This window comes from Ruegeria sp. BC5, assembly GCF_056539205.1.
This window is the reverse complement of record NZ_JBQFUN010000003.1, coordinates 247,159-260,010: the sequence shown is the minus strand read 5'-3', so window position 1 is coordinate 260,010 and position 12,852 is coordinate 247,159. Positions and strand designations below refer to the sequence as shown.

The window sequence follows — 12,852 nt, the reverse complement described above, 5'->3', positions numbered from 1 at the left end:
GTTCCTGTGATTTGTTGATCGAATAGCCTGACGGCCTTATGATGTGCCGGTTACGGAACGGCAAGAATTTCGTGACAGATTGCAGGCGAAAAAACGGGAAAGACGCTTCGGGTGTATTATTTCAAGCGAAACCAGTCCTTACTGGGCGGCGCGTTCACAACGGCCGAGCTGATTTTCCACGCCGTTGTTCGCAGCATACGGTCCCAGCATCACAACGCGGTCGTGGCCATAATCATCAACATCTTGCAGGTTCTCGCCCTGGTTTTGGTGTTGTATACGATCCTGTCTTTCCTGGGACCACGTATTGCAAGAATCCGGGGCGAATTTGTCCTGTTTCTGCTGTCGGGCGTATTTCTGTTCATCACCCATATCAAGTCCGTCAGCGCGGTAGCGGGGGTCGGGACCGGCAACAACCCGATGATGCTGCATTCGCCGATGAACATGGTTGTCGTCCTGTTGGCCACCGCTTTTGGGGCGCTTTACACGCAGATTGTGACAATCATCGTGATCCTCTTTATTTACAGTGTAGCAGTCGCGCCAATTGAAATTCAGGAACCGGGCGGCGCTTTTGGCATGTTGATCCTGAGCTGGTTTGTTGGCTGCGCAATTGGCGTCGTCTTCATGGCTCTGCGACCGTGGTTTCCCACTTTTGTGACAGTCCTGACCAATATCTACCGGCGCTTGAACATGATCTTTTCGGGTAAAATGTTCGTGGCGAATGCGCTGGGCGGTGCCACGTTGGCCATGTTCACCTGGAACCCCCTGTTTCACGTCATCGATCAGTGCCGCGGTTTTCTTTTCCGCAATTATTTTCCTCGCAATACCAGCTGGGAATACGCGCTTTGGGTGGGGCTGATCCTGCTGCTGATCGGCTTGTTGGGAATTTTCTTCTCTCGTCAGCATGTGTCCCAAAGCTGGGAGGCGCGCCGCTAACCTGCCACACGCAGCGTCAGGTTGATCCGACCACCCTTGGGCAACAGTTTTGATGATCCGAACCGGATGCGGTCGACGCCGTGATAGGTCAGCCGGGCGGGCCCGCCCATGATCACCACATCACCCGAGTTCAACCAGATGGATTCGGTCTTGCCGCCCCGTGTCTGGTTGCCGATGCGGAACAGGGCATCATCCCCCAGTGAGATCGACAGGACCGGCCAGGAAAAATCGGCCTCGTCCTTGTCCTGATGCAATCCCATCCGGGCCCCTTCGCCGTAGTAGTTGATCAAACAGCAATCAGGATCACGGTCCGCACTGGCAAGGTCGCGCCAGATACCAAGAATCTGCTCCGGGATCGCGGGCCAAACCGCGCCTTTGGGGTGTTGCGCCTGATATCGGTAACCCGTCTTGTCGGTGACCCAGCCCAGTGACCCGGCCGACGTCATACGCACGGACATTTCCTTACCCGATGGCGTGACCGGCCGGAACAAAGGGGCGGATTTCAGAATCGGCCGCAGGCTGTCGATCAGCCGCTCCTGCGCGGGCCCGTCCAGCCAGGCTTTCCTGATATCAAAACCGCGTAAAAGCAGCCGCGCCATCCGAGAATCCCCGATCCTTGCCAAAACCTTGCCAAAAAGGCCACAGATTCCCGAAAACCTGCGTTTTACAACGCTTGCAGGCCTCTGATCCCGCCCTTATATACGCCGGGACGCGCGATGGTGTAGGGCTGTTGCGCACATCAGATCGGGGCCGGGTGCCATAACGGGTTCGGACCTCGGGACATCGCCTTGAAGAGAAAGGGATTGAACATATGGGAAAAGTAATCGGGATTGACCTCGGAACCACCAACTCGTGTGTGGCCATCATGGACGGCTCGCAGCCGAAGGTCATCGAAAACGCCGAAGGGGCGCGGACCACGCCCTCGATCGTCGCCTTCACCGAAGATGAGCGACTGGTCGGTCAGCCTGCAAAACGCCAGGCGGTCACCAACCCCGACAACACGATCTTTGGTGTTAAGCGTCTGATCGGTCGTCGTGTGGATGATGCAGAAGTCGAAAAAGACAAGAAAATGGTGCCGTACGCCATCGTCGATGGCGGCAATGGCGACGCGTGGGTGGAAGCCCGCGGTGAAAAGTACTCCCCAAGCCAGATCTCGGCCTTCACTCTGGGCAAGATGAAGGAAACCGCCGAGAGCTATCTGGGTGAGGAAGTCACGCAAGCCGTGATCACCGTTCCTGCATATTTCAACGACGCACAGCGTCAGGCCACCAAAGACGCCGGTAAAATCGCCGGTCTGGAAGTGCTGCGGATCATCAACGAACCGACAGCGGCTGCGCTGGCCTATGGTCTGGACAAAGAAGAAACTCAAACCATCGCGGTCTATGACCTTGGTGGCGGTACTTTCGACGTGACCATTCTGGAAATCGACGACGGCCTGTTCGAGGTCAAATCGACCAACGGTGACACCTTCCTAGGTGGTGAAGACTTTGACATGCGCATCGTCAACTACCTGGCGGATGAGTTCAAAAAGGAACACGGTGTCGACCTGTCGCAAGACAAGATGGCGCTGCAGCGTCTGAAAGAAGCTGCTGAGAAAGCCAAGATTGAGCTGTCTTCGACTTCGCAAACCGAAATCAACCAGCCGTTCATCTCGATGGGTTCGAACGGTCAGCCGCTGCACATGGTCATGAAACTGACCCGTGCCAAGCTGGAATCGTTGGTTTCGGACCTGATCAAAAAGTCGATGAAGCCCTGCCAGGCCGCACTGAAAGACGCTGGTCTGTCGGCTGGCGACATTGACGAGGTTGTTCTGGTCGGTGGTATGACCCGGATGCCGAAAGTGATCGAAGAGGTCACCAAGTTCTTCGGGAAAGAGCCGCACAAGGGTGTGAACCCGGACGAAGTGGTTGCCATGGGCGCCGCCATTCAGGCCGGTGTTCTGCAGGGCGACGTCAAAGACGTAGTTCTGCTGGACGTGACCCCGCTGTCGCTGGGGATTGAGACGCTGGGTGGGGTGTTCACCCGTCTGATCGACCGCAACACCACGATCCCGACCAAAAAGTCTCAGGTCTTCTCGACCGCCGAGGACAACCAGAACGCCGTAACCATCCGCGTGTTCCAGGGTGAGCGTGAAATGGCTGCGGACAACAAGATCCTGGGTCAGTTCAACCTCGAAGATATCCCGCCTGCACCGCGCGGCATGCCTCAGATCGAGGTGACTTTTGATATCGACGCCAACGGCATTGTCTCGGTTTCGGCCAAGGACAAAGGCACTGGCAAAGAGCAGAAGATCACCATCCAGGCCTCGGGCGGTCTGTCGGATGAAGACATCGACAAGATGGTCAAGGACGCCGAAGAGAACGCGGAAGCCGACAAGGAACGCCGCGAGCTGGTAGACGCCAAGAACCAGGCGGAAAGCCTCATCCACTCGACCGAAAAGTCGATGGAAGAGCATGCCGACAAAGTCGACCCGACCACCATCGAAGCCATCGAGCTGGCAATTGCCGCGCTGAAGGACGAGCTGGAGACCGAGAATGCCGACAAGATCAAGTCGGGCATCCAGAACGTCACCGAAGCGGCCATGAAGCTGGGCGAAGCCATCTACAAGGCGCAAGCCGAAGAAGGTGAGGATGAACCTGCGGCGGCAGATGCTGCGCCGGGTGAGGACGACATTGTTGACGCCGAGTTCGAAGATCTGGACGACGACAAGCGTAACTAACGGGTAACCGGGCCAATGTGGGCCGGTCCGGTTGCCGGGCCGGCCCAAATACGTTGAGGCTGAAGGAAATACTGATGTCAAAACGCGACTACTACGATGTGCTCGGCGTATCAAAGGGCGCATCAGCGGATGAAATCAAAAAGGGTTTTCGCAAGAAAGCCAAAGAGTTGCATCCCGATCGCAACAAAGACAACCCGGATGCCGAGTCGCAGTTCAAAGAAGCCAACGAGGCTTATGATGTTCTGCGCGACGCCGACAAAAAGGCCGCATATGACCGTTTCGGCCATGCCGCCTTTGAAAACGGTATGGGCGGCGGTGGTGGTCGTCCGGGCGGCGGCTTTGGTCAGGGTGATTTCTCCAGCGCATTCTCAGACGTGTTCGACGATCTGTTCGGCGATTTCATGGGCGGTCAGCGTGGCGGCCCCGGTGGCGGGCGCCGTGCGGCGCGCGGATCGGACCTGCGCTATAACCTGCGCGTGACGCTGGAAGAGGCGTTCGCGGGCCTGCAGAAAACCATCAGTGTTCCTGCTGCCGTGGCCTGTTCGGCCTGTGACGGATCGGGTGCAGAAGGCGGAGTGGAGCCAACCACCTGTCCAACCTGTTCGGGCATGGGCAAGGTGCGTGCACAGCAGGGTTTCTTTACCGTCGAACGATCCTGCCCGACCTGTTCGGGTCTGGGTCAGATCATCAAGAACCCCTGTAAAGCCTGTGGCGGTGCAGGCCGCGTGGAAAAAGAGCGTGCGCTGTCCGTCAACATCCCCGCCGGTGTCGAGACCGGAACCCGCATCCGCCTGGCGGGTGAGGGTGAAGCTGGGATGCGCGGTGGCCCTCCGGGTGATCTGTATATCTTTGTCGAAGTGTCGGATCACAAGCTGTTCGAACGCGACAGCGTGAACCTGTATTGCCGCGTCCCGGTCAGCATGGCCAAGGCTGCGCTGGGCGGTTCGATCGAAGTGCCAACCATCGATGGTGGCCGTGGCCGCGTGCAAATACCAGCAGGCAGCCAATCGGGCCGTCAGATGCGCCTGCGCGGCAAAGGCATGCCCGCCCTGCGCGGTGGTGGTGTGGGCGACATGTTCATCGAACTGGCGGTGGAAACGCCGGTCAATCTGACCAGCCGCCAGAAGGAACTGCTGAAAGAGTTCGACGATTTGGGTGAGGATAACCACCCGGAATCAAAAAGCTTTTTCTCATCCGTCAAATCCTTTTGGGATGGGATGAAGGGCTAAGATCACTCCACCAAGTTGCTAAAAGGCCGATCCCCTTGGGTCGGCTTTTTTCGTTTTATAGGTCCAGTTTGTCCATGAACTTCGCGAAATTTGGCTCTTGAATCTTGCCACATCCCCTGAGATTGTCGCGCCAACCGTTGGGGTGCCCTGATCAAGGGGCTGAGAGGCGTGAATGCGCTAACCCATCGAACCTGATCCGGGCAATACCGGCGTAGGGAACGGTCTACACACACAGACGTTTTCCATGCTGCGTTGCCCCCTGATGATGGAGCAACGATATGGCGCATATTGCCCTGACAATTGCGGGCTCGGACAGTGGCGGTGGGGCCGGGATTCAGGCGGATCTCAAGGCTATGTCTGCGTTGGGCGTGTATGGGGCCAGCGTGATCACGGCGGTCACGGCGCAGAACACGCGGGCTGTGACCGCAGTGCATGGCATACCGCTCAACGTAGTGGCCGCTCAGATCGAGGCGGTGCTGACCGACCTGGATGTGAGCGCGATCAAGATCGGCATGCTTGCGACCCCTGAAATTATTCAAACCGTTGCCGGGGCCATCGCTGGGTTTGATGGCCCCGTCGTTTTGGACCCGGTGATGATCTCCAAATCTGGCGATGCCTTGCTGGCACAGGATGCGGTTCGCACCCTGCGTGATGTTCTTGTGCCCCAAGCGACCATGCTTACCCCGAACTTACCCGAGGCCGCTTGTTTGCTGGGCACCTCGGTCGCCGAATCCCCCGATCAGATGATCGCGCAGGGGATGGCGCTGTGCGGGCTGGGGGCGCGGTCGGTATTGATGAAAGGCGGACATGGGCGCGGCGACGTTTGCCACGACGTCTTGCTTGATCCTTCGGGAGTTGTGGCAGAATTCACCGCCCCCCGGTGCGATACGCGCAACACGCATGGCACCGGTTGCACCCTGTCGTCTTCGATAGCAGCCGGGCTGGCGCGAGGGCTGGGCCTGACCGATGCGGTCGCGCAGGCGCATGAGTATCTGCAAGGGGCCATTGCTAAAGCTGACGGTCTGATGGTCGGACAGGGGCATGGCCCGGTTCATCATTTCCATCGGGTCTGGCCCGCGTGACGGTCTGGTCGGTCATAGGGGCCGGTGTGGCCGGGCTGGCAGCAGCCAGCGAGCTAGTGTCGCGCGGGGCCAAGGTTCAGATCTTTGATCCCAGTGGTCCACCTGGCCCGCATGGGTGTTCTTGGTGGGCTGGCGGTATGCTGGCCCCATGGTGCGAGTTTGAAAACGCCGAAGAACCGGTGTTGCGGTTGGGAAAGGCTGCGTTCGAGTGGTGGTCTACGCGTACTCGGGTGGAACAACGTGGCACGCTGGTTGTTGCCAACCCGCGTGATCTGCCGGATTTGCGTCGGTTCGCCCGTCGGACCGGGGGGTATACCGAGATTAGTCCGGCTGAAGTTGCCAATTTAGAGCCTGATTTAACCAGTTTCACCAACGGTCTGCATTTCACGGATGAGGCTCATCTGAACCCACGACAGGCGCTGCGGGATCTGCACCGCCAATTGCTGGACCAAGGGGTAGTCTTCCACCGGAAACTGGCCCCGACCCAGCTGGAGAATGTAATCGATTGCCGCGGTCTGCACGCGCGTGAGGTTTTGCACGACCTGCGCGGCGTCAAGGGAGAGATGTTGGTGATCCGCTGCCCGGACGTGACCCTGACGCGACCTGTACGTCTACTGCATCCAAGGATGCCGCTGTACATCGTGCCGCGTGAGGATGGTGTCTACATGCTGGGCGCAACGATGATCGAAAGCGAAGACAGCAGCCGTATCACGGCCCGATCCATGCTGGAACTGCTCAGTGCCGCCTATGCGCTGAACCCCGCCTTTGGCGAGGCCGAGGTGCTTGAGATCGGTGTCGATCTGCGCCCGGCTTTTCCCGACAACCTGCCCCGCATCCGGCGGCTGGGGCATACGATTTATGCCAACGGACTGTACCGCCATGGCTATCTGCTGGCCCCAGCGCTGGCGCAGGGAGTGGCCGATCTGGCGTTGGACAACGAACATTCGGAGATGGTCGATGAAGATCGTGCTTAATGGTGAATCGCGCGAGGTGCGCGCCGAAATCCTCTCGGACCTGTTGGTCGAATGCGGGTTCTCTGGACGGGTGGCGACAGCTGTAAACGAAGACTTTGTGCCCTCGGGTCTGCGCATTGCTCAAAAGTTGACCGATGGCGACCGGGTTGAAGTCGTCGCGCCGATGCAGGGAGGCTGAGGATGAAAAGCTTTTATGGGACCCAACTTCCCAACTCATTGATGCTGGGCACGGCGCAGTACCCCAGCCCCGCCATTCTGGAACAGGCGTTTCGCGAGAGCGGCGCGGGTGTTGCCACAGTTTCCTTGCGCCGTGAATCCGGGGCTGGGCAGACCTTCTGGCAGATGATCCGCGAGCTGGGCGTGCTGATCCTGCCAAACACCGCTGGTTGCCACACGGTCAAAGAAGCCGTAACCACCGCCCATATGGCGCGTGAGGTGTTTGACACTAATTGGATCAAGCTGGAATTGATCGGCCACACTGACAGTTTGCAGCCAGATGTGTTTCAACTGGTCGAGGCCGCGCGCATACTGACCGAGGACGGGTTTCAGGTTTTCCCCTACACCACCGACGACCTGATCGTGGGCGAGCGTCTGCTGGCCGCCGGGTGCGAGGTGCTGATGCCTTGGGGTGCACCCATCGGGTCGGGGCGCGGGCTGAACAATGAATATGCTCTACGCGCGATGCGGGCCGAGTTCCCCAATGTTCCATTGGTTGTGGATGCCGGGATCGGCCTGCCCAGTCACGCTTCGCAGGCGATGGAGTTGGGTTATGACGCCGTTCTGCTGAATACCGCTGTCGCTCGTGCTGGAAACCCTGTGGCCATGGCCCGCGCGATGATACTGGCGATTGAGGCCGGGCAACTGGCGCATCAAGCCGACCCGATCGAGGCGCGCGATATGGCCGAACCGTCAACTCCGGTAATCGGAAAGGCCTTCTTATCATGATGTTAGGCCGATTTTATCCGATCTTCGACCACTCTGATTGGTTGCGCCGGATGCTGCCCCTGGGTGTGAAGCTGGTGCAACTGCGGATTAAGGATCAGCTTGATGTGGTCATACGGGAACAGATCGCCCAATCGTTGGAACTATGCCGTGCCCACGGCACCGTGCTGGTGGTCAATGATCATTGGCAGGCGGCTATCGACGCTGGTTGTGAGTGGATTCATCTCGGGCAAGAGGATCTGGACGTGGCTGATCTGAAAGCCATCCGCAAGGCGGGGCTGAAACTGGGTGTCTCCACCCACGATGATGATGAATTAGAGCGAGTCCTGACCATGGACCCGGACTATGTGGCTTTGGGCCCGGTCTATCCGACGATCCTGAAAAAAATGAAATGGGAACAGCAGGGCCTGCCACGCGTCACCGAATGGAAGGCACGGGTGGGGGATATCCCTCTGGTCGCGATTGGCGGCATGAGCGTTGAGCGGGCGCCGGGCGTCTTGCAGGCGGGCGCCGACATCGTCTCGGTCGTCACGGACATCACGCTGAATTCCGATCCAGAAACCCGTGTTCGCGAATGGATCGAGGTCACGAGATGAGCCGCTATGCCCGCCAGATGATCCTGCCCGAGGTTGGATCGGCAGGCCAGACCCGCCTGTCAGCAGCGCGGGTTCTGGTGGTGGGCGCGGGCGGATTAGCCTCCCCGGTCTTACCCTTGTTGGCCGGGGCCGGGGTTGGGCATATAACCATCTTGGACCGGGATCAGATCGCGCTATCGAACCTGCACCGGCAGACATTGTTCGCTGAATCCGACTGTGGGCGCGCCAAGGCCAAAGTCGCCGCAGAACGCTGCCGGGCGCTGAATGGTGACATCACCGTAATGGCCAAGAATCAGGCTCTAACAAACCAGAATGTTTTAAATTTTGTCCGCAGCTCTGACATTGTTCTGGACTGCGCGGACAGTTATGCGGCCAGCTATATCCTGTCGGATACCTGTTTGTTGCAGGGCAAGCCGCTGATCAGCGCATCCGTATTGGGGCTGACCGGCTATGTCGGTGGGTTCTGTGCTGGCGCGCCGTCCTTGCGTGCGGTGTTCCCGGATGCACCGGATAGCGGCGCGAGCTGTGCAACGGCCGGCGTGCTGGGCCCTGTCGTTGGGGTGATAGGTGCCTTGCAGGCGCAAATGGCGCTGGGCGTGATCCTTGGCATGGACCCCTCGCCTTTGGGACAGTTGGTACAGTTTGACGCCCGCACGCTGCGCAACAGCACATTCAGATTTGACGGCGCACCGGAACCGGCGCACCACTTTCGATTTCTTTCCGCCAGCCAATTGACCGAAGATGATGTGATCATTGAACTGCGCACCCGGGACGAGGCCCCCGAGCCTCTTCACAGCAGGGCACGTCGGGACATTGTTGAATCCCTGAAAACAGAGCCTAACAAAGGAAAAAGACTTGCGCTTTGTTGCTCTAGCGGATTGCGCGCATGGCGGGCGGCTGAGCAAATTCAATTGGATTGGTCCGGTGAGATTGTCCTGGTTGCAGCCTCAACTACATGAGTGAATTGATTCACGAGGTAAGTGGAAACCGGTGACTATCGACCAAAGGGGTCTAGGGTCGTTTGGGCGCGTTAACCTTTCGGAAACCGATTCTGCGTAAATCTGAACGCATGACTCAGGACGCCTTTGCCGAAGCCCCGATGCTGTTTGAAAGTGACGAAGCCCCGGTGGCACCCCTGCCCTCGGGTCGGTTACCGTCCTACATCAAAGACCACCGGAAACGCCTGCGGGAACGGTTCATGTCAGGCGGATCGGCGGCGATGCCGGATTATGAACTGTTGGAACTGGTGCTGTTCCGTTCAATCCCGCGGCAGGATGTAAAGCCGCTGGCACGGGCGCTGATGGACACGTTTGGGGATTTCAACCGGGTTCTGACCGCGCCCGAGGAACGGCTGCGTCAGATCAAGGGCGTTGGTGACACGGTGATCACCGATCTGAAGATACTTGAGGCCTGCGCCCATCGCATGGCCCGCGCGCGGGTGATGCAGCGGCACGTGATTTCAGGTTGGGATGCACTGCTGGACTATTGTCACACCACGATGGCCCATCGCGAGACGGAGCAGTTCCGGGTGTTCTATCTGGATCGCAAGAACGTGCTAATCGCGGATGAGGAACAGGCCACGGGCACCGTCGATCACGTACCGGTATATCCGCGCGAGGTTGCGAAACGGGCGTTGGAATTGAATGCGTCAGCCTTGATCCTGGTACACAATCACCCTTCGGGCGATCCGACCCCGTCGCAATCAGATATCGACATGACCAACCGGATACAGGACGCATGTTTGGCCCTGGGGCTGACGCTGCATGATCATCTGATCATCGGCAAATCGAATGAACTGAGCTTTCGGTCGCAGGGATATCTGTAGCGAGTTACTGAACCCAGATCTCGACCCGGCGGTTGATCTTTCGGCCCCATTCGGTGTCGTCGCAAGCCATCGGCATCGCCTCACCAAACGCATCGACTTGCAATTCAACACTATCAGGAATGGCAGTTTCCACCGCCGCCAACACCGCATTGCGCACGGTTTTGGCCCGCAGCAAGGCGATCCGCTTATTTGCAGTCGCGGCTCCGTCGCCGTCGCTGAAACCAACGAACACCAGCTTGCGCGCATTCAGCGTCCCGGCCTCAAGCTGTTGGGCCAAATGCTGGATGTTCGACCGTGATTGTGCGTCGGGGCGGGACGAGCCTGCCTCGAACCTGACCGATAGCGACAGCCGGGACATGGGTCTGAGGGTATCGACCATACGCTGCAATTCCTCCAACCCAACCTCGGGGCCACCCGAGGCCACCGCATTGGCCAGACGATCCCCCTGCAATCCGATCCGCATCATCTCGGGTTCCTGATCGACAAAACCCGCATTGCGGATCGCCTTTTGGGCTGCGTCGCCTTGGGTATAAGCCAGAAACTGCCGGGCGATACGGGGCAGGCGGCGCTTGGGGAGGTACAGGAACATGGGTGAGGTCAGCGGGTAGTCCTCGGTCTTGATCGTCTGCCGGGTGGCCATCAACACGTGACCACATCCACCGGTCAGGGGCAGTGCGCGGGCCGCGTCAGCCTCGGCCTGGCTAGCGATGCCGATGGCAAAAGGGTCCTTGGTGACCTTTTGAACCAGATCGCTGCTGCGCTCATGCCGGATAACGGCATCAGACAGAACGACACTGGCGGGTGAAAGCAGTTGATCCTCGACCCCTTGTGCCAGACCTGATCCGGCGTCGGGCAGGTGCAGCGCAATTGGTGCGTCGGGTCCACCCAAGGCGGACCAATTGTCAATCGTGCCAGAAAACACCAAGGCGAGATCCGCGGGAGTGATTTGGGGCACGGGATTGTCCGGCGCTACGATGGGCACCAACGCATCCAACGCAATAACCCGCGACCGGCGCGCGTTGTTCAAGTCGCCCAAACCAGCGGCCTCGGCAGCCTCTTGCTCTGACGGGCGAATTTCGCGCAAAGCCATGACAATGTCGGTTTGATCCGCGATCAGATCGGCAAAGCCCTGACCGGTATTGCCGATATCGAAATAGAATCGGCCAAGCGGCGCGTCGCGCCCATCCTGATGAAGCTCGTATATCAAACTGTCCGGAGCGGATTGGCGGGACGTGACTGACAGCCCTTCCTGTTCGGCAAAGCCCATCAACAGGGCAGGCAACACGTTCTCGGCCATGACGGAAGAGCCTGAAAACCTCAGTTCGCCCACGAAATCGGTCAGATTGGGGCAGGCAGGGCCATCGCAGGTCACGCCCGAGCCATCCACCGTCAGCTCACCAAATTGGGTGTCGACGCGGTAGAACTCTCCGTCAAAGCCAAGCAAGGTACCTGTCACCTCGACCTTGCCGTCATGAGAGGTGAGCGTGATATCCTGCGCCTGAACGGCTGAGGAAAGTGTTGCCGAAAACAGTGCGACCGCCGCCACACGAAGAAATGTCATAGGAAGTTCTAGCCTGCCTGCGGTTTTAGTTTGCCGCGATTGTCAGGTTTTGGAACAGATTATTCAACACCAGAAACTCACCTGTTTTGGAGCAGTCTGGAAAGTTCAGCGTTAATTCGCGCGGCCGCAGTTTCCGGTCTTCGCGCAACTCCAGCGACTGGACGTGCAGGTCCGTGCCGCAATTTTCTGCCGTCACCTCAGCCTCGACCGTCAATTCGATCGAGCCCGATTGACCCGATTGCCCGGCGGGAAAGGAATAGATCTCGAGGTTGCGCGCATCGCTGAAGGTCGGTTGCGTCAGCTGAACGACACTGCCTGCGCCTTGCGAGTCAGACTGAGCCGAAACATGACCTGCATCCCCATAGCTGGCCCCAAATTCCAGCGCGTGGATCTGCAGTTCGGTCGTGCCCTGCCATTGTAATACAACGCGGGCATACTGGCTGATGTCGGGAACGTGAGTGGTGGCTACGGTCCCTTTCTGATCGTCAAGCGAGATCAGGAAGATCGCGTATTCCGACAAGGCTGGTATGGTCAGGTCCAGCGTGCCATTGGCGTCTGTCTGCTGGGTTACGGTCAGTCCACTGTGATGCACCTCGATCCGTTCATTGCCATAGCAGGGGGCCTTGATGATCAGGCGCGCGGCAGCACCGGGCACGGCGCGTGCGCGGGCGCTCAGGCTACAATCAGCGTGATCAGAGGGGGTTGACCGGCCGGGAGTCTCAACTCGTTGTGCAGAAGGGATGGCGCGAACCGTTTCCTGGGCGGGGGTCGAGGAGGTCAAGACAATGTCCTCCAGCCCGGGAATACCGGCGCCTTGATCAGCGGCCGCAAGTTCAGTGCCCTGCACGTCGTCAGACCACGCAGGAAACCCATTTTGCATCAGGTAACCAATTGCCAGCGCGCAAACGACTGTGCCGCCGGTGGTCACGTAGTTCTTTATTACAAACAAGACACCCTCCCCAGTTGAAGGAGCGAGTCGCATATTGATTCT

Annotated in this window: 13 protein-coding genes and 1 riboswitch; of the genes, 10 read left to right on the top strand and 3 right to left on the bottom strand. The window is 58.8% G+C overall.

The features are described 5' to 3' along the window. Nucleotides 1-111: 111 nt before the first annotated feature. The gene (locus ACR0LY_RS10995) at nt 112-933 is read left to right on the top strand and encodes an ABC transporter permease (protein WP_170349587.1); all 822 of its coding nucleotides are present in this window, start codon (nt 112-114) and stop codon (nt 931-933) included. Here the strand turns inward: ACR0LY_RS10995 and ACR0LY_RS10990 are convergent. Then, entirely contained in the window at nt 930-1,532 is a 603-nt protein-coding gene (locus ACR0LY_RS10990; RefSeq protein ID WP_170349588.1) for an alpha-ketoglutarate-dependent dioxygenase AlkB family protein, read from the bottom strand. The genes ACR0LY_RS10995 and ACR0LY_RS10990 overlap by 4 nt on opposite strands. A gap of 212 nt (nt 1,533-1,744) precedes the next feature. On the opposite strand from ACR0LY_RS10990, the gene dnaK reads away from it, so the two are divergent. The 9 genes from dnaK (at nt 1,745) to radC (ending at nt 10,300) form a co-directional block, all read left to right on the top strand. Further along, on the top strand, nt 1,745-3,652 hold the full coding sequence (gene dnaK / locus ACR0LY_RS10985; RefSeq protein WP_170349589.1) for a molecular chaperone DnaK: 1,908 nt from the start codon (nt 1,745-1,747) through the stop codon (nt 3,650-3,652). A 74-nt stretch (nt 3,653-3,726) separates the two neighbouring features. Then, the gene (dnaJ, locus tag ACR0LY_RS10980) at nt 3,727-4,881 is read left to right on the top strand and encodes a molecular chaperone DnaJ (RefSeq protein WP_170349590.1); all 1,155 of its coding nucleotides are present in this window, start codon (nt 3,727-3,729) and stop codon (nt 4,879-4,881) included. A gap of 128 nt (nt 4,882-5,009) precedes the next feature. Then, a riboswitch (TPP riboswitch) is annotated at nt 5,010-5,116 on the top strand. A gap of 43 nt (nt 5,117-5,159) precedes the next feature. Continuing rightward, nucleotides 5,160-5,963, top strand: coding sequence for a bifunctional hydroxymethylpyrimidine kinase/phosphomethylpyrimidine kinase (gene thiD, locus ACR0LY_RS10975; protein WP_170349591.1), 804 nt, complete (start codon nt 5,160-5,162; stop codon nt 5,961-5,963). Beyond that, entirely contained in the window at nt 5,960-6,937 is a 978-nt protein-coding gene (locus tag ACR0LY_RS10970; RefSeq protein ID WP_170349592.1) for an FAD-dependent oxidoreductase, read from the top strand. The genes thiD and ACR0LY_RS10970 overlap by 4 nt, the downstream gene beginning before the upstream one ends. After that, nucleotides 6,921-7,115, top strand: a complete 195-nt coding sequence (gene thiS, locus ACR0LY_RS10965; protein ID WP_170349593.1) for a sulfur carrier protein ThiS — start codon at nt 6,921-6,923, stop codon at nt 7,113-7,115. Before ACR0LY_RS10970 ends, thiS begins: the two co-directional genes overlap by 17 nt. Before the next feature lie 2 nt (nt 7,116-7,117). After that, nucleotides 7,118-7,882, top strand: a complete 765-nt coding sequence (locus ACR0LY_RS10960) for a thiazole synthase (protein WP_170349594.1) — start codon at nt 7,118-7,120, stop codon at nt 7,880-7,882. After that, complete coding sequence (locus ACR0LY_RS10955) at nt 7,879-8,475, top strand: thiamine phosphate synthase (protein WP_170349595.1); 597 nt, start codon at nt 7,879-7,881, stop codon at nt 8,473-8,475. Before ACR0LY_RS10960 ends, ACR0LY_RS10955 begins: the two co-directional genes overlap by 4 nt. Beyond that, a complete protein-coding gene (locus ACR0LY_RS10950) occupies nt 8,472-9,434 on the top strand; it encodes a HesA/MoeB/ThiF family protein (RefSeq protein ID WP_170349596.1) in 963 nt (320 codons plus the stop codon). Before ACR0LY_RS10955 ends, ACR0LY_RS10950 begins: the two co-directional genes overlap by 4 nt. A gap of 110 nt (nt 9,435-9,544) precedes the next feature. Beyond that, nucleotides 9,545-10,300 carry a RadC family protein gene (gene radC / locus ACR0LY_RS10945; RefSeq protein ID WP_170349597.1) on the top strand — a complete coding sequence of 252 codons (756 nt, stop codon included), beginning with the start codon at nt 9,545-9,547 and terminating at the stop codon, nt 10,298-10,300. 4 nt (nt 10,301-10,304) lie between these two features. On the opposite strand, the gene ACR0LY_RS10940 is transcribed toward radC, so the two are convergent. Together ACR0LY_RS10940 and ACR0LY_RS10935 are read right to left on the bottom strand one after the other, a co-directional pair. Next, a complete protein-coding gene (locus ACR0LY_RS10940) occupies nt 10,305-11,861 on the bottom strand; it encodes a phosphate ABC transporter substrate-binding/OmpA family protein (RefSeq protein WP_170349598.1) in 1,557 nt (518 codons plus the stop codon). Between the two features lie 25 nt (nt 11,862-11,886). Further along, nucleotides 11,887-12,810 (bottom strand): hypothetical protein, encoded by a 924-nt coding sequence (locus ACR0LY_RS10935; RefSeq protein ID WP_170349599.1) that lies wholly within the window; start codon nt 12,808-12,810, stop codon nt 11,887-11,889. Nucleotides 12,811-12,852: the final 42 nt, after the last annotated feature.